This is a genomic window from Methylophilus sp. DW102, from assembly GCF_037076555.1.
Classification (GTDB): Bacteria; Pseudomonadota; Gammaproteobacteria; order Burkholderiales; family Methylophilaceae; genus Methylophilus; species Methylophilus glucosoxydans.
Genome location: NZ_AP029023.1, coordinates 2,267,312 through 2,286,529, shown reverse-complemented (window position 1 = coordinate 2,286,529; position 19,218 = coordinate 2,267,312). Strand labels below are relative to the sequence as shown.

At 53.3% G+C, this 19,218-nt stretch carries 16 protein-coding genes and 2 tRNA genes; 7 read left to right on the top strand and 11 right to left on the bottom strand.

All coding sequences use genetic code 11. The features are described from left to right. Positions 1-98 precede the first annotated feature (98 nt). A tRNA-Met gene (locus AACH41_RS10740) sits at positions 99-175 on the bottom strand. A 164-nt stretch (positions 176-339) separates the two neighbouring features. On the opposite strand from AACH41_RS10740, the gene AACH41_RS10735 reads away from it, so the two are divergent. Next, positions 340-951, top strand: coding sequence for an HD domain-containing phosphohydrolase (locus AACH41_RS10735; protein ID WP_338654994.1), 612 nt, complete (start codon positions 340-342; stop codon positions 949-951). Positions 952-1,004: 53 nt separating this feature from the next. On the opposite strand, the gene ychF is transcribed toward AACH41_RS10735, so the two are convergent. Further along, complete coding sequence (ychF, locus tag AACH41_RS10730; protein ID WP_194748399.1) at positions 1,005-2,090, bottom strand: redox-regulated ATPase YchF; 1,086 nt, start codon at positions 2,088-2,090, stop codon at positions 1,005-1,007. Positions 2,091-2,307: 217 nt separating this feature from the next. On the opposite strand from ychF, the gene AACH41_RS10725 reads away from it, so the two are divergent. After that, the gene (locus AACH41_RS10725) at positions 2,308-5,082 is read left to right on the top strand and encodes an EAL domain-containing protein (RefSeq protein ID WP_338654992.1); all 2,775 of its coding nucleotides are present in this window, start codon (positions 2,308-2,310) and stop codon (positions 5,080-5,082) included. A gap of 13 nt (positions 5,083-5,095) precedes the next feature. Here the strand turns inward: AACH41_RS10725 and pth are convergent, their stop codons facing one another. The 8 genes from pth to AACH41_RS10685 form a co-directional block, all read right to left on the bottom strand. Further along, entirely contained in the window at positions 5,096-5,668 is a 573-nt protein-coding gene (gene pth / locus AACH41_RS10720) for an aminoacyl-tRNA hydrolase (protein ID WP_338654989.1), read from the bottom strand. Between the two features lie 99 nt (positions 5,669-5,767). Further along, positions 5,768-6,376 carry a 50S ribosomal protein L25/general stress protein Ctc gene (locus AACH41_RS10715; RefSeq protein WP_338654987.1) on the bottom strand — a complete coding sequence of 203 codons (609 nt, stop codon included), beginning with the start codon at positions 6,374-6,376 and terminating at the stop codon, positions 5,768-5,770. Positions 6,377-6,488: 112 nt separating this feature from the next. Beyond that, entirely contained in the window at positions 6,489-7,424 is a 936-nt protein-coding gene (locus AACH41_RS10710; RefSeq protein ID WP_194748486.1) for a ribose-phosphate pyrophosphokinase, read from the bottom strand. A gap of 124 nt (positions 7,425-7,548) precedes the next feature. Further along, positions 7,549-7,625 (bottom strand) — tRNA-Gln (locus AACH41_RS10705). 12 nt (positions 7,626-7,637) lie between these two features. Continuing rightward, positions 7,638-8,540: a 4-(cytidine 5'-diphospho)-2-C-methyl-D-erythritol kinase gene (ispE, locus tag AACH41_RS10700; protein WP_338654985.1), complete on the bottom strand. Its 903-nt coding sequence runs from the start codon at positions 8,538-8,540 to the stop codon at positions 7,638-7,640. Between the two features lie 38 nt (positions 8,541-8,578). Further along, positions 8,579-10,012 carry a carbonic anhydrase family protein gene (locus AACH41_RS10695; protein ID WP_338654984.1) on the bottom strand — a complete coding sequence of 478 codons (1,434 nt, stop codon included), beginning with the start codon at positions 10,010-10,012 and terminating at the stop codon, positions 8,579-8,581. A 116-nt stretch (positions 10,013-10,128) separates the two neighbouring features. After that, positions 10,129-10,755, bottom strand: coding sequence for a lipoprotein insertase outer membrane protein LolB (gene lolB, locus AACH41_RS10690; RefSeq protein WP_338654982.1), 627 nt, complete (start codon positions 10,753-10,755; stop codon positions 10,129-10,131). A 7-nt stretch (positions 10,756-10,762) separates the two neighbouring features. After that, on the bottom strand, positions 10,763-12,469 hold the full coding sequence (locus tag AACH41_RS10685; protein WP_338654981.1) for a tetratricopeptide repeat protein: 1,707 nt from the start codon (positions 12,467-12,469) through the stop codon (positions 10,763-10,765). A gap of 284 nt (positions 12,470-12,753) precedes the next feature. Here AACH41_RS10685 and AACH41_RS10680 point away from each other — a divergent pair, with 284 nt between their 5' ends. The 5 genes from AACH41_RS10680 to mutM are packed head-to-tail and all read left to right on the top strand — an operon-like array spanning position 12,754 to position 17,672. Then, positions 12,754-13,695: an ATP-binding cassette domain-containing protein gene (locus AACH41_RS10680; RefSeq protein WP_313986673.1), complete on the top strand. Its 942-nt coding sequence runs from the start codon at positions 12,754-12,756 to the stop codon at positions 13,693-13,695. A gap of 22 nt (positions 13,696-13,717) precedes the next feature. Next, the gene (locus AACH41_RS10675) at positions 13,718-14,461 is read left to right on the top strand and encodes an ABC transporter permease subunit (RefSeq protein WP_194748387.1); all 744 of its coding nucleotides are present in this window, start codon (positions 13,718-13,720) and stop codon (positions 14,459-14,461) included. A gap of 30 nt (positions 14,462-14,491) precedes the next feature. Further along, complete coding sequence (locus AACH41_RS10670; RefSeq protein WP_194748386.1) at positions 14,492-15,886, top strand: GldG family protein; 1,395 nt, start codon at positions 14,492-14,494, stop codon at positions 15,884-15,886. A gap of 33 nt (positions 15,887-15,919) precedes the next feature. Further along, positions 15,920-16,816 (top strand): DUF4340 domain-containing protein, encoded by an 897-nt coding sequence (locus AACH41_RS10665; RefSeq protein WP_338654978.1) that lies wholly within the window; start codon positions 15,920-15,922, stop codon positions 16,814-16,816. Between the two features lies 1 nt (position 16,817). Further along, the gene (gene mutM / locus AACH41_RS10660) at positions 16,818-17,672 is read left to right on the top strand and encodes a bifunctional DNA-formamidopyrimidine glycosylase/DNA-(apurinic or apyrimidinic site) lyase (protein ID WP_338654977.1); all 855 of its coding nucleotides are present in this window, start codon (positions 16,818-16,820) and stop codon (positions 17,670-17,672) included. Between the two features lie 10 nt (positions 17,673-17,682). Here the strand turns inward: mutM and AACH41_RS10655 are convergent, their stop codons facing one another. Continuing rightward, positions 17,683-19,140, bottom strand: a complete 1,458-nt coding sequence (locus tag AACH41_RS10655; protein ID WP_338654975.1) for a diguanylate cyclase — start codon at positions 19,138-19,140, stop codon at positions 17,683-17,685. Positions 19,141-19,218: the final 78 nt, after the last annotated feature.

The window sequence follows — 19,218 nt, the reverse complement described above, 5'->3', positions numbered from 1 at the left end:
TGTTGCGATTAGAATATACGAATGGCTACTACGTGGCTACTAATGTGAAGAAGTGTATAAAAGAAAACGGCCCCCATCTCTGGAGGCCGCTTAGGTATTGGTGGTGAAAGAGGGACTTGAACCCTCGACCCCAGGATTATGAATCCTGTGCTCTAACCAGCTGAGCTACATCACCAGATTTGAAAGACCGCGATTATAGCAGTTGTATCAGGGCACGACAACATTCCTTTGTGACCTTTTTTACTACGCATTTTCTTGAATTGCGGGGTGGTAGGGTTTTCATCCGTTTAGTTTTGGGAGTATGCTAAAACTTAAACCTATTAAAAGACCGGGAAAAGGATGAGCGAGCCTGCAAGCAAGCATAGCGGCGTATTGCATTTGAGCAAGGTATTTGCCGATGCGTTGCGACTGCGCGATGCTTATACACGTTTGCATAGTGACCGGGTAATGGCGCTTTCGAGAGGGATAGGGCTGGATATTGGCTTAACCAGCCAAGAGCTGGATGCGTTGGAGCTGGGGGCTTGTTTGCATGATATTGGCAAGATTGTGGTGCCAGATGCGGTGTTGATGAAGCCAACCCGGCTGGATGCTGATGACCGGGCCATCATGCAGGTGCACCCTGAGGTGGGGGCCAATCTGATTGCAGCTTATGCGCATAATGAGGCGAATAAGGTTGCGCAAGTCGTGCGTCATCACCATGAGTGGTTTGATGGTAGCGGTTATCCTGATCGTTTGGCTGGAGAGGCGTTCCCGTTATTGTCACGCATTGTGACGGTGGTGGATAACTATGATGCAATGGCGGTGCGGCGCGTGTATCAGGAGGCGCGGCCACATGATGAAATTTTGCGCATTATGGAGAGTGAGTCTGGCAGCAAGTTGGATCCCGATTTGTTCCAGCGGTTTGTTAAGGTGATTCATGATCCACGCTATGCCGAGTTCAAGGCGTCGTGAGGCATAAAAAAGGCTGGAAATCTCCAGCCTTTGATTTTTTGCCTGATGCTGGGTTAGACGTTGAATCTGAAGTGCATGACGTCGCCGTCTTGCACAATGTACTCTTTGCCTTCGAGGCGCATTTTACCGGCTTCTTGTGCGCCTTTTTCGCCTTTGTATTGCACGTAATCATTGTAGGCAATCACTTCGGCGCGGATAAAGCCACGTTCAAAATCGGTGTGGATGACGCCAGCGGCTTGTGGGGCGGTCGCGCCTTTTTTCACAGTCCAGGCGCGCACTTCTTGTACGCCGGCGGTGAAGTAGGTTTGCAGGCCCAGCAGGTCATAGGCGGCGCGAATGACGCGGTTGAGGCCGGGTTCTTCTTGTCCAAGTTCTTGTAAGAATTCGAGTTTATCGGCATCGTCCAGCTCAGCGATTTCGCCTTCAATTTTGGCGCAGATGGTGACAACGGGGGCTTTTTCGGTTTTGGCCAAGGCAAGCACTTTGTCTAAATGCGGGTTGTTTTCAAAGCCGTCTTCGGTCACGTTGGTGATGTACATCACGGGTTTGACGGTAATCAGACACAACGGTTTGAGCAGGTTGAGTTCTTCGGCATCCAGATTGAGGGTGCGCACAGCTTTGGCTTCGTTGAGGCAGGGCAGCACTTTATCCAGCACTTTGATCAGGGCAATGGCGTCTTTGTCGCCGCTCTTGGCTTTTTTGCCTTCGCGTTGCATGGTTTTTTCGACAGTTTCCATGTCGGCCAGTGCCAGTTCGGTGTTGATGACTTCAATGTCGGCGAGTGGGTCTACCTTGCCTGCGACGTGAATGACGTTGCCATCTTCAAAGCAGCGCACCACGTGGGCAATGGCGTCGGTTTCACGGATATTGGCGAGGAACTTGTTGCCCAGACCTTCGCCTTTGGATGCACCAGCCACCAGGCCGGCAATGTCGACGAACTCTACAATGGCTGGTTGAGTTTTTTGTGGTTTGACGATGTCGATCAGTGGTTGCATGCGCTGGTCGGGGACTTCTACGATGCCGACATTCGGCTCAATCGTGCAGAAAGGATAGTTCTCTGCGGCGATGCCCGCTTTGGTGATGGCGTTAAACAGGGTGGATTTGCCTACATTAGGCAGGCCGACAATACCGCATTTCATAATGGATGAACCTTAGCGTGAGAATTGCCGCAGTGTGAAGTTGCGGCAAAGAGTCAATAAAACCAATATTTTACCGTTAGTCACAAGATAGAGCTAGAAACAATCTTGATTTGACTTAAATCCTGAACAGGATTAACTTTTAAACTCAAAAATAAATTCATCGCATGACCGGGGGATGCTGGTGTGTGTCATGCGACTTCCTGACGAAGGAGGATAGATGTTTCGTATTCGAATTGCATCATGGCAGCAACTGCTGACCTCGCGCTGGCTGGCACTGGTGATTTTGGCTTGCGGCTTGCAGCTGACTGTTTTGCTGTGGATGAATGCTCGTGAGCATGCGGAAGCCTTGCAGGCGGTCAAGTTCCGGCAGGCGGTGTTGTCAGCGTCCGAGGCTGTCCAGCACCGTATGGACGCTTACCGCGAGGTGTTGACCGGGGTTGAGCATCTTTATCTTTCTTCGCAGTTTGTTTCTTCCAAAGAATTCCGCGAGTATGTCAATGATTACACGCAAAGTGACCAGTACGGCAGCTTGAATGCAATAGGCTTTATCAAGTACATCCACCTCAATTATCCAGAGACGTTTAAAGACCTGGAAACGCCTGTGAAAAGCCTGCTCGCCAGGCTTGAGTTTGTGCAGGGCGATGATGAGCTGGCGCCGGTGCTGTATATTGAGCCGCGGAATGACCAGAATCAGGAAATTTTGCTTAAGAATACCTTTCTGGATGCGCGGCTGCGTGCTGATTTGCTGCAAGCCAGCGAAACTCAGCAAATCGTGATGTCGGGCCAGTCTACGGGTAGTCCGCAGATGGGGCATCCGTATTTCTTGCATGCGCCGGTGTACCACGGGCGGCCGGATGAGATTTCTGAGACGGATCGCCGTCGCATGTTGAACGGCTGGGTGTTTTTGCGCTTTGATGTCCATGCCTTTTTGGCTGAGGCCTTGCAGGTGGTCGAGCTGCGGCAAGTGCATTTTGATGTGTTTGATTTGAATGGCAAAGAGGGGCAGACACCGCTTTACCATAGCCCGAGCGAGGAGGAGGCACATCCCCATGAGCATGCCGCCCGCTTTAGCGCCGCACAAACCATGAATATGCATGGCCATTTGTGGAGTATGCGCGCGCGGTCTACCCCGGCCTTTGAGGCGGTCACTGATTTGCGCGAGGCCAATCAGGTCGCCGTGATGGGCGTGCTGACCAGCGTGTTGCTGGCGGGGCTCGCCTATTTATCCATGGTGCGCAGCCGTGCACGTGAAACCGTTGAAAAATATAGCCAGGCCTTGACCAGTAGTGAGCAGCGCTGGAAGTTTGCCATGGAAAGCACCGGCGATGGTGTCTGGGACTGGAATGTGACCGAGTCGCGCGTGGTGTTTTCTGATCACTGGAAAAGAATGTTTGGTTTTGCGCCGCATGAACTGGCGCATAACCCGGCCACCTGGCAACAGCGGATTCATCCGGAAGATATCGAGTCAGTACAAGCCCTGCAACAGCAGGTGCTGGATGGCGAACGTGAGCAGTATGCGATTGAATACCGCATGCTCTGCAAGGATGGCAGTTGGAAGTGGGTGTTTGACCGGGGCATGGTACTGATGCGTGACGAGGCGGGCAAGCCGACACGGATTCTGGGCACGCTGGCCGATATCTCCAAGATCAAGCAATCAGAAGAGGTGGTCTGGCAGTTCGCCAATGTGGATACGCTGACTGGCTTGCCTAATCGGCGCATGTTTTTCGAGCGCCTGGAGCAGGCGCTGTTAACGATTAAAAGCAGCAGCCAGAAGTTGGCCATTATCTTTCTCGATTTGGACCGGTTCAAAGAGGTCAATGATACACAGGGGCATGATCAGGGCGACCGTTTGCTGATGCAGGCGGGTAAACGCTTGTCGGCCTGTGTCGGCAACAAGGATCTGGTTGCTCGCCTGGGCGGCGATGAGTTTGTGCTCATGCTCGGCGATGCCACTGCGGGCTATGTTGAGGCCCTGGCGCAGCGTGTATTGCAGACCTTGTCGCAACCGTTTCAGCTGGATGATACGCTGGCTTATGTGTCTTCCAGTCTGGGGATTGCCATTTTTCCGGATGATGCCAGCAATAAAGAAGATCTGATGAAGCGGGTGGATCAGGCCATGTATGCGTCCAAGCAAAAAGGCGGCAACTGCTTTACCTACTTTACGCCACGCATGCAGCAGCACGCTGAAAACCGCATGCGCTTGTCGCACGACTTGCGCCAGGCGATCACCAACCAGGAGTTTTTTCTTGAGTACCAGCCTGTGGTGAATTTGCAAACCAACCAGGTGGTCAAGGCCGAGGCGTTGTTGCGCTGGCAGCATCCGGTCAAGGGACTGATTCCGCCCATGGAGTTTATTGGCATTGCCGAAGATAACCTGCTGATTGCGCCGATTGGGGAGTGGGTATTTAAAACCGCCATTGCGCAATGCAAATCCTGGCGACTGTCCTTGCATCCGCAGTTTCAGATGGCGATTAACAAGTCGCCTGTGCAATTTGCGCCGGATCATCGCAAGCAGGAGGACTGGTTGTCAGAGATGGGGCAGCACCCTGAATTCAATGGCATGGTGGTGATTGAGATTACCGAGCGCTTGCTGTTGGATGCCAACACGCACGTCAGTGAGCGGTTGGCGCAATACCGGCAAGCGGGGGTGCAAGTGGCTCTCGATGATTTTGGTACCGGCTATTCTGCGTTGTCCTACCTGAAAAAATTCTCCATTGATTACGTCAAGATTGACCGTTCATTTGTGCGTGAATTGGGGGTTTCCAGTCAAGATGGTGCCTTGTGCCAGGCCATTATCGTCATGGCCCACAGCCTGGGCATGCAGGTGATTGCCGAGGGCATCGAAAACCTGCGCCAGTTACGCATCTTGCAGGAGATGGGTTGTGATTTTGGCCAGGGCTATTATTTCTCACCGCCATTGCGCACTGAGGATTTTGTGGCCTGGTATCAGGCATGGCAACGCCAAACCGTCATTTCTACACGCCATCCATAGATTGGCGTCAGAGTTATTTGCTGTGCAACTGCAGCATGGCTTTTTCAAACTGGCCTTGCGCCAATAATTCGCTGATGCCACTGGCTTTAATCAGGCTGTCATCGATGGCTTGCTGCTCATCCTTGCTGGCGGCTTTTAATACAAAATTGACGACTTCTGCCTTGTTGCCAGGGTGGCCGATCCCCAGACGTAAACGCCAGTAATCCGGCGTGCCTAGCGCAGCATGAATATCGCGCAAGCCATTGTGACCGCCATGACCGCCGCCGAACTTGAGCTTGGCCTGGCCAGGCGGCAAATCCAGTTCGTCATGCACGATCAGAATTTCGGCCGGGGAAATCTTGTAGTAATGGGCGATGGCGGCGACAGCTTTGCCGCTGGCGTTCATAAACGTGGTTGGTTTCAGTAACCATTTGTCGCCATGCGGTTGCCATTTGCCGGCGATACCAAACAGTTTGGCCTCGGCCGTCAGGCGGCTACCGGATTGTTGTGCCAGCAGGTCTACAAACCAGAAGCCCGCATTGTGGCGGGTCATGGTGTATTTATCGCCAGGGTTACCAAGGCCTGCAATCAGTTTTATTCCACTCATATTCACACGCTAAGCAAATGTAGGAGGGTGCGATACGCACCAAAAAAAACGCGCACATGACTGTGCGCGTTCATTGTAGCGGATAACCGCCTGAGCCACTTAAGCAGCAGGGGTTTCTTCTGCTGCTTCGTCGCTACCACCGCGTGGTTTGGCAATGGAAACCACAGCCGCGTCATCACCGTGAGCCAGTTGTACAAACTCGATGCCTTTTGGCAGTTTGATTTCTGACAGGTGGATGGCGTGACCCGCTTCCAGGTTGCCCAGGTCCACTTCGATAAACTCTGGCAAATCTTTAGCCAGGCAGCTAACGTCAGCTTCAGTCTGGATGTGTGAAATGGTGCCGCCGCCTGTTTTAACGCCAGGGGCCACTTCTTCGTTCACAAAGTGGAAAGGCACTTTCACGTGGATTTTCTCAGTCGCGGATACGCGCTGGAAATCGATGTGCTGAATGGTATTGCGTACTGGGTGCAGTTGGTAGTCACGCAACAAAACGCTTTCAGCTTTGCCATCCAGCACCAGGCTCAGGATGGAAGCGTGGAACGCTTCGTGACGGAATTGCATGAACAATTCTTTGTGGTCCAACTCGATAGACACAGCAGCTTGATCGCCACCATAAACAACACCAGGCACGTTGCCAGCGCGACGCAGGCGGCGGCTCGCACCCGTACCTTTAACGTCACGTTTGACGGCTTTAATTTCGATACTCATATGAGACTCCTAAAAACGCCCGAAGGCGGTACTGCACTAAAAACTGCAAGCCGCGACCAGCTTGCAGCACAAAAACTTAATTCATGTATCAAGAAAAATAATTTATAGACGGTTAATCCATAAACAGGGAAGACACAGATTCTTCCTGGCTAATCCGTTTGATGGTTTCTGCCAGCAATGGTGCCGCACTCAGTTGGCGGATTTTGCTGCAGGCTTGCGCCTCTGCATTCAGCGCGATGGTGTTGGTAACGACCAGCTCATCCAGTGCTGAAGCAGAAATGCGCTGACCCGCGCCCCCGGACAAGACCGGGTGGGTGGCATAAGCCACCACCTTGGTCGCCCCGCGATCTTTCAATGCAGCGGCAGCTTCACACAAGGTGTTAGCGGTGTCTACCATGTCGTCCATGATGACGCAGGTGCGGCCTTCAACCTCGCCGATAATGTTCATCACCTTGGCCACATTGGCCTTGGGGCGGCGTTTGTCGATAATTGCCAAATCCGCATTCAGCTGTTTGGCCGCAGCACGCGCGCGCACCACACCGCCCACGTCTGGCGAGACCACGACCAGGTTTTCGTGATTCAGCGTGACCAGATCATCAAGCAAAATCGGCGTGGCATAAATATTGTCGACCGGGATATCAAAGAAGCCCTGAATCTGATCAGAGTGCAAATCCATCGTCAGTAAACGGTTCACACCGACACTGGTCAGCATGTTGGCCACTACTTTGGCCGTAATGGCAACACGGGCAGAGCGTGGGCGTCTGTCCTGGCGTGAATAACCCAAATAAGGAATGGCAGCGGTAATGCGGCCGGCGGATGAGCGGCGCAGTGCATCCACCATGACCATGACTTCCATCAGGCTGTCATTGGTCGGGTAGCTCGTGGATTGCAGCACAAACACATCGCGGCCACGCACGTTTTCCAGCAGTTCCAGCATGATTTCACCGTCAGAAAAACGGCCGACATCGGCACGCCCCAATTCAATGCCCAAATGCTGAGCCACTTCTTGTGCCAGTACCGGATTGGCGTTGCCGGTAAATACCATCATGTTGGCGTTACTCAACGTTGTACCCTTTTTGCGATGACGATGTCTTGAAACCTGCGCCCATGCGCTTGGCTGGGCGCTATAAAAAATTTAAGCGTGTAAATCGTAAAATCTACACGCTTATGTTTGGCTGAGGAGGAAGGATTCGAACCTTCGCATGCCGGAATCAAAATCCGGTGCCTTAACCAGCTTGGCGACTCCCCAAAAAACTTGTCTTTAACACACTTGTTGTGTGGCTTGGTCACCGTCAGTGACCGAAGCAAAAAGCGGATGGTATTCTAACCCTTTTGCCCAAAAACCAGAAGTGTTTTCTGGTCTATTTGCAATTAACTGCTCCGCTTTTTCTGCACTATCCACGGCCACAAACACTGAAGCGCCGGAACCACTCATACGGGCATCGCCGTATTGTTTTAACCAGGCCAGCGTTTCGCCAACTTGAGGATAAAGCATACAAACAACCGCTTCCATATCGTTTCTGGCTTGCTGCCAGAACGCGCTGGAATTAGCGCCGTTTGAAAAGTCCGCTATTCTCAATGGTTTCGAGTCTCTTGTCAATGCTTGATGTGCAAAAATTTGTGCGGTGGGCACGGCCACCTGCGGCGTGAGTACCACGTAATATTGGTCGAGCAGCGGAGGCGGCAGTGAAACCGCAGATAATTGTTCGCCGATACCCTCGGCCCAGGCGGGCTGGCCAAAGATAAACACGGGCACATCTGCACCCAGGCTAACGCCAATCTGCATCAACTGCTGCCGGGTGTAGCCCAACTGCCATTGCTGGTTGAGTGCCATGAGGACGGTGGCTGCATCCGAGCTGCCGCCGCCTAATCCACCGCCCATGGGCGTACGTTTATCACAGCCAATGTCGGCACCCAGAGTGCAGCCGCTGACTTGCTGTAAATGGCGGGCAGCACGGATGCTAAGGTCTTGTTCATCCGGGACGCCAGCCAGCGGATTCATGTGGAGAATTTGCCCGTCCTGACGTGGGCGGATGTGCAAGGTGTCGCCGTGGTCTAGCAGTAAAAACAGGCTTTGCAGGCTATGGTAGCCATTGCTGAGGCGACCAGTAATGTGCAAAAACAGGTTGATTTTGCAGGGGGCAGGGTAGCTCAAGGTATGCATGGCCGCTATTGTAAAGCATGCCCGCCTGCTTGGGAGGCTTATTCAAGGACCATGCGGCCTTGGCTGTCCTGTAGCGGGCGCTGGTTGGGCGCACCGATGGCTTGTTGCAGGCTGGCCAACTGGAACTTGGAAACCTTGAGCGCTTCTTTCATGATCACCCATTGCACCCCTTCAGTACAGGGCGGGGCTGTCAGCGAGCCACTGTAGCGGTAGTAGGCAGGCTTGACGGGCATCAGGTCGGCCGGTGTCACACGGATGGTCAGCGGTTTGCTTTGCTCTTTGTCTTTGGGCAGGCTGCCTAACAGCTTCTCTATACCAGCATGGGCGTTGCCTTCTTCTATCATGATGGCAATAATCACACGGTGTCCGGCTTTGTCTTCATGCACCATTTGCATCTCGGCGGCATAAGACTTTTGTTTGATCTGGTGTTCGCCAGGCATGTGCACACTAATATATTTGAGCTGGTAGGGTTTCTGGTCTAGCACCATCATGTTGCCGCTGCCCGCATCCAATACCAGGCTGTGGTCCTTGAGTGCAATATTCTTGATCGGGAATTTTTGCAGTCGCTTGATCGGTTTGAGGGCGGCTGTGATCGTATTATCCACGTGGATAGGCGATTGCTGGCTACCTGCATTGCAGACGGCAAATTCAGGATTCAGGTTGCCCCATTTGTCTGGACCGTGCTCACCACTGTAGGCCCAGGACTTATCATCCGCGGCGCCGGTTTTGCTCTTGTCTTTAGGTTTCTGATGATCAGTTGCCGCCTCTGCTTTTTCAGGCTTGCCCGTTTTCGCAGCGTCTTCTTTGGGCTTGGCAGTGGTTTCCTTGGATTTGGTCGCATTGGCTTCCGTAGCCGTTGCGTCTTTAGCCGGCTTGCCGTCAGCCTTTTTGTCGGCCGGTTTGGCAGGTGCTGCATCTGGTGCAGGGGCAGGCTCGGCCACGCTGTCTGGTGCAGCGGGCTTGTCTTTGCTGCTGGCAACGGCAGGCATGACCGGGTTGGCGGCACGTTTGGCTGCCGCTTCAGCGCGTTGCTTCTCTTTGTTCTGCCATTTGCAGACGTACTGCTGCGTGATCTCTACCTCGGAATCCGGCAAGGGCTCAATAAAATCTGCCTGTTTGGCAGTAATGCCTGCAGAGTAGACCAGCTCTTCACCTTCGTACTGGAACACCTGGATGGTCGCTGCCTTGCGCTTGTCGCAATCAAAGTACCAGAGCGCTTTTGCATGGGTGTAAACGCGGTCTACAGACTCTATGTTTTTTTGAGGTTGGCGGTAATCGACCTTGATCCAGGCTTTGACATAGGGTTTTTCTTCGAGCAGGGACTGCTTGTCTATCATGAGTTGGCTATCGTCCGTTTTTTTGATCGACAGCCATTGTGCGGCCACGCTGTACCCAGGCAAATTCAGGCCCAGCCACAGGCAGGCCAGCAGCCAAATTCGAAACGAGAGAGGGGTAAACAGATTGCAGCGCATACTGGCATTATCGACGGCATGGCCTGAATCTTTAACGCGAAAGCTGTTAAGGGCGCTTGTCGGTTTGCCTGTCAATCGCGGCGTGAATCCGCGCCGTCATTGCTGCGTGGCGTAGCTTACCAGTGTTGAATGACCAGCTTTAGCCGGACATCTTGCTGCTGCAAGCGTGTGATGTGCGGTAGGGATGACTGCACGCCTTGCAATTGAACCTCACGGTAATCGTCGTAATCGATTTGCCATTGGTCCTGCATGAGGCGGGCAGGCTCACCCTGCGCAAGATAGCTGGCCTGGAACGGACTATTGACGTGCGGAGCTCCCAAAATCCATTGGCTTAACCCGGTCAAAGGCAGGCGCCAGCCTAACAACTGCGCTGTCAGGCTGGAAACATCCGCCGCCTGATGCGTGTTGCCACTTTGGTCGGTGAGGGTGACGCTGTGCGCACTGCGCTCGATGAGGGCCACTTGCTGACCGAGCGGGCTAAAAATACGCAGGGTATCCAGTGCCGGGCTGTGTTGCCATTCCAGCCTGGCAGTGTAGCCTTTGCCCGCATATTGCACGGCCAGCTTCGCCTCCACGTCAAAGGATTGCACGACTTGCAGTGTGGCAAACCTGTGCTGGGCCGCGGGCGGCACGCTGGTTTGAGTAGGGGCGATGGCCTGGCTGGCACAGCCGGCCAGCAGACTCAGTAATAACCAGATGGCAAAAGCTTGGGCCAGCCTCGCTAGCGCAGGTGTGGACGGCATACAAACACTACAGGGCGGATTTCAGTTTTTGCGCGACTGCGACCAGAATCTCGTTGCCGGGGTTGGCCGACAAGGCCTGATCCAGAATGCGTTGTGCTTCGTCACGCTGGCCTTGTTTCCAAAGTACTTCGGCCAGGTGGGCCGCAATTTCAGGATCTTGCTGAATGGCATAGGCGCGGCGTAGCTCTTCGGTGGCACGCGACAAGTCGCCCAAACGGAAATACACCCAGCCCAGACTGTCCATGATGTAATGATCCTCCGGGGAGAGCTTGGTGGCGGTTTCAATCAGGCTCTTCGCTTCGATCAGCTTGATATTGCGGTCTGCATAGGAATAGCCCAGTGCATTGTAGGCAGCGGCAAAGTCTGGCTTCATTTTAATGACCCGGGTCAGCGTGTCTTCCATGATGTCATATTTGCCCTTACGCTCGGCGCTTAGGGCGTAGTCGTACTGCAACTCGGGGCTTTCCGGGAAAGTTTTGGCGGCTTTTTCAAGCAGGGTGTAGGCTTCATCGCCACGTTTGGCCTGGCTCAGCATGAGTGCCTGGTTTTGGATCACCAGCGCCTGTTGCTCGGGCGTCAGGCCATCCACATTGTCCAGCATGGTAATCGCAGCATCGACACCGTCGCGGCGGGCAATAATGCCGGCGGCGGCCATGCGTGCGGCCAGGTATTGTTCGCCATCGGTGATTTTGTCAAACCATTGCAAAGCGCGTGCATCGTCTTTTTGCTCGATGGCTGAGCGGCCCAGGTTGAAGTAGACCTTGTTCGGCTCCTTGAAACCGACTTCGAGCGCGTGTTCCAGATAACGATCGGCGAAAGTGTATTCTTTGGCGTCCAGTGCCAGCAGGCCCACAATCACGTTCATGTCAGGGTTGTTCTGGTGGCGTTCGAGCAGCTTGGAGAACTCTACCTTGGCTTCGGTGGTGTTTTTTTGCAAGAGCAAGGCGCGCGCTAACGATAAGCGGATCTGATCGGACTCAGGATAGGTCTTTAAAAAGTCGCGGTAAAACGCCAGGCCTTTCTGGACATCTTTTTCCATCAGCATTTGCCCGTAAATCTGCGCGGGCGGTTCCCAGCCGGGGCGCAGCTTGGACGCTTGTTTGAGCTCCGCTTTCATGAGGCTCTCGTCGTGCGCAAAGTAAGCGGCTTGCGAAATGGCAAAGTGGGCTTCAGCCAGCTTGGGATAAGGCTTGGCCAGCTGTTGTATGGTTTTGAGCACGCTGGTTTTGTCGGTGATACGCACCATCAGGCTGTTGAGTTCCATAAAGGCATTGGCGCGAATGTTTTCATTGGCCAGCACTTTCTGGATCTGTGGAATCGCTTTTTCGAGGTTACCATTGGCAATCAGCAATTGGCTGGCGGTTTGGGCTGCCGGGATAGAATCCGGGGCCAGCTCAGACCATAGCTCGGCAGAGGGCAGTGCCAACTGTGGTGTGCGGGCAATGGTTGCTGCCTGCGTGGCGCGCTCGGCGAGCAAGGGGTCACGCGTTTGCTTGGCCAAATCCAGAAACAGCTGCCCGGCCAGTACAAATTCGCCACGTTGCGCGGCCACTTCACCGAGCAGGTATTTGTAGACAAACTCTGCAGTGGGGGTGGTAATGGTGGGGGTGCCGCTGGCAGACCAAGCCGGGCTGCTCATCAACGCCAGCCATAATGCCAGTGTCGGACGGCGTAATGACGGGGTTTTCAAGTTGAGGCGGCGGGTAAGAGGCATACTGGATTCCTGTTTAAAAAGAGGTTGCATGAATGATGTCGTCACTGGGGCAGAAGGGGCGCTTAATCCGTCTGGAATTTTAGTTTAGTCCGTGACAGTTGCTGCAAGTTCATCCATAATGTGCAATTTGTAACTAAATTGTAATCGGCGTTTAAACACAGGTGAAAGCGTCGTCTACAGCACTATAACTTTTTGGTGAAATATTTGTCTAGGGATTTGCGGTCTGGCGCTGTAAAGTCAGGCTTGAAAGCATCTTTCCCAGTCGCGAGGTATGTGAAGAAATCATGGCAAATTTGACAGTTGAAGCAATTGAATTGACCCGTTTGTATGGCGGACGTGCTGCCGTCAGTGATGTGACGTTCAGCCTGCAGCAAGGCCAGGTGCTGGGCTTTTTGGGGCCAAATGGCGCCGGTAAGTCCACCACGATGAAAATGTTGACGGGCAACCTCGCGCCGAGTGCAGGCAGCGTCAAAATCTGCGGCATCGACATGATAGAGCAGCCCAAAGAGGCAAAAGCCTTGATCGGATACCTGCCGGAAATGCGCCCTTTATATAAAGAGTTTACGGTAGACGAGTACCTGACCATTGCGGCCAGACTGCACAACGTCTCTGGCAAGCACATTAAAAAAGCGGTGGAACATGCCAAAGAGCGTTGTGGGTTGACCCACATGAGCAAACGCTTGATCGAAAACCTGTCCAACGGCTATCAGCAACGCGTAGGGATTGCCCAGGCCATTATTCATAACCCCATGGTAGTGATTCTGGACGAGCCGACCGTGGGCCTGGATCCGATCCAGATTCGTGATATCCGCGCCTTGATCAAGGAAATCGGCCAGGCGCACAGCGTCATTGTCTCTACCCATATTTTGCCCGAAGTGGAAATGGTCTGTGACCACGTGCAAATTATTGACAAGGGCAAGCTGGTGTTTAATGGCGGCATTGATGTGCTCAAGCAGCAGCGTATTGGTAACAAATTGCTGGTTGGCCTGCGTAACCCGCCGCCAGTAGCACAATTGGCTGCAATTGCAGGCGTGGCTGAAGTTGAGCCTGCCGAGGGCATGTGGCGTATCCGTTTTCATGAAGGCAGCCAGCCGCACGAAGCGATTGTGCAGGCGGCTGTGCAGCAAGGTTGGGGCCTGTTCCACATTGCGCCCGATCAAACCAGCCTTGAGGATGTGTTTGTACAATTGACTTATCATGAGGCAGACGTTGCAAAAGCAGCTTAAGTCGATTTAGAGAGCATAAAGTATGTTGAATATTGCAAGAAAAGAACTCAAGAGTATGTTCGCCTCGCCCATGGGGTGGATTATTCTGGCCCTGCTGACGTTTTCGTTTGGCACTTACTACCTCAATGGCGTGAATAACTACTTTGAAGTCATGTCCGGCTCCATCCGTCCGGCTGAGCGGATTGGGGTCACACAGTTTGTTGGGCAAACTGTCTACGGCCTGGCCTCCTTCATTATGTTATTTGCCGTGCCTTTGCTTTCCATGCGCCTGATTTCAGAGGAGCGCCGCAGCCAGACACTGCCATTTTTGTTCAGCGCGCCGTTGTCCATCAGCGAAATTGTGATGGGCAAGTTTTTAGGCCTGGTGGTGTTCCTGAGCATTCTGGTGGTTTACATCGGCGTGATGCTGACAACCTTGAATATCTGGTCAGATATTGATTTTGGCTATATTTTTGCAAATTCGCTGGGGCTGTTGCTGCTGGTCTCCAGCTTTGCCGCGCTGGGCCTGTATTTCTCCAGCTTGACGGCACAGCCGATCATTGCCGGCATTTTGAGTTTTATTGCCTTGTTTGTGCTCATGATTCTGGACCGCTTTTTTGCCGGCGACCCGACCAGCACCATGCTCAAGTTTTCGTTGATGCGTCATTTTCAGTCATTTGCCGGTGGCTTGATTGATACGGCTGACCTGGCCTATTTTGGCTTGTTTATCCTTACCTTTATTACCCTGACGATCCGTCGTCTGGATGCAGATCGTTTGCGCGGCTAAGCCCGCGTTGTTGTCGAGTTTGAAAGCACTATGAAAATTAACAGTAAGTTTAGATGGCAGCTGCTGGCACAAAACTGGATGTTTGTGCTGGTGTTTCTGGCGCTGGTGGTGATGTTGGGCTACTTGTCCAGCCAATACCGCTGGGCCAAGGATATTACCCAGGCCAACCGCAACATCCTGACCCAGGGCAGTGTCAATGTGCTCAAGCAGATGGATGGCGATATCAACATCACCGTGTTTGCCACCAATGATGACGCCAACAACGGCGACACTTTCCGTAAAGGCATGCTGGATTTTGTTGCACGCTACCAGCGCGAAAAGAAAAATGTATTCATCAAGTTTATCAACCCGTCTGAAGAGCCCAAGATGGCGCAGGAGGCCGGGGTAAAAGTTGACGGTGAAACCATCGTCGAATACAACAAGCGCAGTGAACATATCACGCCACCGTTTGCCGAGCAGGAAATGACCAATTTGCTGGTGCGCCTGTCGCGTACCAACAACCAGCCGGTCATGTATCTGGATGGTCATGGTGAGCGCCTGTTGCAAGGCGTCAAGAATCATGATCTGGGCGAGTTTGGCAAGCAACTGGAAAGCAAAGGCTTCAAGTTTGCCAACCCAGATCTGACTATTGCCCAGGACGTGCCCGCAAATGGCGCCATGCTGGTGATTGCGGCACCGCAAGTGGATATTTCTGCGGTAGAGGCCAAAAAAATCAAGGCGTATATTGAGGCAGGCGGTAACGTGTTGTGGCTGCTGGATGACGATAATCTGCATGGCTTGCAAGAAGTGGCTGACTATCTGGGCATCAAAGTGTCTGCGGGGATTGTGGTTGACCGCGCTGCCGAGCAGTATGGTGCCGATCCGAAAATGGCGTTTGCCAGCCTGTATGGCGATCATCCGATCACCCGCAACTTTATGCTGCGCACCGTGTTCCCGGAAGCGCATGAAGTCGATGGCCAGGCCTCAGATGATCTGGGCTGGAAGGTCGGGCGCCTGATTGATGTGGCACCGAATGGCTGGCTGGAGTCAGACAAGATTCCTGCCGGAGCACAGAACCTCAAGGTGCGCTTTGATCAAGGCAAGGATAAAGCCGGTCCGATCAATGTGGGCGTGGCGTTAGAGCGCCAATATGGCAAAAAAGGCCAGCGCGTCGTGGTGATAGGCAATGCCAACTTCCTGGCCAATACCTTTATCACCAACGGCGGCAATCTCGATTTGGGCATCAATATTATCAACTGGCTGGCAGGCGATGACCGTTTGATCACCATTCAGCCGATGCCGCTCAAGGATATCAACGTCACGATTCCCGCCACTGATCAGGGACGGCTGGTGGCCTGGAGCGTCTTTCATGCCTTCCAGTATTTCATTCCGGTCGGGTTGTTTGTGGCAGGTTTGTTCTTGTGGTGGAGACGCCGCAAGGCTTAATGCCTGGTGAGCTGAGGGTGGAGTAGGTCAGTCATGAAAAAAAGATGGTTATTGAATCTGTTGTTACTGGCGGTGGTAGTGGGCATTGCGGTGTTTTTGCATTTGCAACCGCAAGCGCAGGCGCCCGCGGCCAAGTTTGAAGTCTCCACGCTCAAGATGGCAGATTTTGATGCCGTCAAAGCTGAGTTTCCGGCCAAAGCGCCCACGGTCTTTGAAAAGCAGAATGGCTACTGGATGATGCGTAAACCCTATGCGGCGCGTGCCGACCAGGCCTCGGTGCAGCGCATCATTTCGATTATCGCCGCTACCACGGCCACCAGGTTGCCACTACAGGATGCGTCTAAATATGGTCTGGATCAGCCCATGTTGAAGCTGACGCTGTCCGGCGCCAAAGGCGACCAAGTTTTTAGTTTTGGCACCTATAATCCGGTAACCGAGGAACAGTATGTGGGCTATGCCGGACAGGTGTATTTGCTGGCTGGTCAGTATAGCGAGGCCGCGTCTACCCAACCGATTGAGATGGTCGATAAAATGCCTTTGGCACCCGCTGAGCGCAAACAGTTGGCTGGCTTTGACCTGGCGCATCTGGAGCAGTGGGAAGCAAATGCCTTGAAAGTGCAGTTGGCGACTGACGGCAAATGGGCGGTGAATGACCCCAAGGCCAAACCTACGCAAAATGAGTTGAATGAGTGGATGGATTTTAGCTGGGTGCAGGCGCAGGCGGTCTCGGTCGAGTTTTATACCCCAGACCGCAAGCAAACTTATCCTTCTTTTGAGGTGTTGCTGCGGGATGGCAAGAAAATCCACTTTGAAAAATTGCAGGAATCCCCTGAGTACCAACTGGCACGTCCGGATGAAGGCATTATTTATCACTTTAGTAACGACACGGGCTTTACCATGGTGAACCCGCCCATCAATCTCCAGAAGTAGCATGCCTGAATTACCCGAGGTTGAGGTCACGCGCCGCGGCTTGTTGCCGGTAGAGGGCGCGTTGATTGAACAGGTCACCATACGGCATCATGGCTTGCGCTGGCCGATTCCTGCCGACTTGCCGCAGCACCTGCAAGGGCAGCGCTTGCTCAAGCTGACGCGCCGGGCAAAATATATTCTGGCCGAGATCGGCACCGATGCGACCGCGGGCGTGTTGTTATTACACTTGGGCATGTCTGGCCGCCTGTGCCTGCTAGAGCGCGATTTCCCCGCAGAAAAACATGATCACTTTGATATCCGTTTTGCCGATGGCCGGGTGATCCGTTTGCGTGATCCGCGCCGCTTTGGTGCCGTGTTGTGGTTGGGGCAGGATCCGCTGCAACATGCGCTGCTGAACCGTCTTGGACCGGAGCCGCTTGAGGCTGGATTTAACGCCCAATATCTCTACAAGCAATTACGCACGCGCAATGCGCCGATCAAGACCACTATCATGGATGGACATCTGGTGGTGGGGGTCGGCAATATTTATGCGAGTGAATCACTCTTCCGTGCACGAATTCATCCCGAAACGCCCGCCAAGGCCTTGACCGAGGCGCAGTGTGCCTTGCTGGTACAAGAAATCAAGGCGACGTTGCAGTCGGCACTCGCGGCGGGGGGCAGTAGTTTGCGCGATTTTTTTGGCGCAGACGGCAATCCAGGCTATTTCCAGCAAACCTATACGGTCTATGGACGCACCGGAGAGCCCTGCCGTATATGCGCCCGCCCGATTCAGAATATCCGCCTTGGGCAACGTTCAACGTTCTATTGTGCGCATTGTCAGCCCAGACCAGCGGAGCTGGGCTTGATAAAGCCTTGATCAAGCAGCCTTAGGCTTCATCCGTATCTGGCCCTGGCCGGATGCAGTTGCGCCCGGCGCGTTTGGCGGCATACAAATGATGGTCAGCCCGTTCAACTACTTGTCCCAGCGTTTCATCATTGTGCATCTCGGCCAGGCCGGCACTCACCGTAATTTGCACCACCTGGTTGCTAAAGTGAAACTGCAATCCGGCCACCGCGGAACGGATCAACTCGGTGATGTCGCGCGCATGCTGCATATTGCATCCCGACAGCAACAGTAAAAATTCCTCGCCGCCCCAACGGCACACCACATCCTCTTCGCGCACATGCGATTTGATCAGTTGTGCCACGCGAGACAGCACACGGTCACCTGCTTCGTGGCCATAGGTGTCATTCACCTGCTTGAACAGGTCAATATCAATCAGAACCAGCGACAAGGCTTCATCGCGGCGCTTGCGGCGGGCCACGGCCTGCTTGAAGTAAAACTCAAATACCTGGCGACTGGTGACCCCGGTCAGTTTATCCTGCGTGGCCATGGTCTCCAGTTTGTCGTGGTAACCGCGTACTGCGACATGGGCGAGGAACAACACAATGGCACTAATCACCAGTGCCACGGCCAGGTTAATCATAAACGCGGTTTCAATACGCTCGGAACTTGGGTCGTTCACTTGCTCCACAATCAGATACCAGTCAAACTCCGGCACCAGACGGCTATTCAGATAAAGCATGCTGCCATTGTTGGCTTTGAATGAGAATGATGCGCTGGGCGAGGTCAGCACTTTCAAAAACGCTTTGTCCAGGCCAGACTTGTTTTGCAAGTGTAACTCGGAGTGGTAATGGCTGCTTTGCAGCATTACCTCGCCCTGGCGATTGACGAAATAAATTTCGCGCCCATAGCGTTTCTGGTAGTTTTCTATCAGTTCGACCACCGTCTGCAACGACAAGCCGACACCGATCACGCCAATAAATTTGCCGGATTTATCTTCGATACGGTAATTGACGAAAATGCTGAGGCGTTTGTGGTCAGCGGTATCGCGGTCAATATTGATGACATAAGGATGCGGTGAATCTTTGGCTGTGAAATACCAGCTGTCGTCCGGATTACTTCTTGAAACCCGCTTGATCACGCCGGTGGGGTGGTAGTAGTTCAGCGAACTGTCAGAGACAAAGAATGCCGTGATGGTGTTATATTTTTTCTGGATTTGTGCCAGGTAACTGGTCATTTTGCTGGCATCCTGCTCGCCATCATTAACCCAGTCAAACACAAATACGTCATTCGCCATCAGCGAAGAGATCAGCAAGGGTTGCAGCAGGTCGCGCTGGATTTCAGAGTAGATATTGTCGCTGGTCAGCGGCAGCATTTCCTGCTCCAAGCGTTCAGTCAGCGAGTCCTTGGCCACGAAATAGCCGATCAGGCTGGTCGCCACAAACCCCGCCAGCACGATCGCGCTGAGAATAACGGTATAGAAACGCTTGTTTACGACCATAACGACCAATGACCTGAAGATGCTTGAACAGCCAAAGGCTGAGTTAACTGTGGATTATCACAAAATCCCCGTTCTACT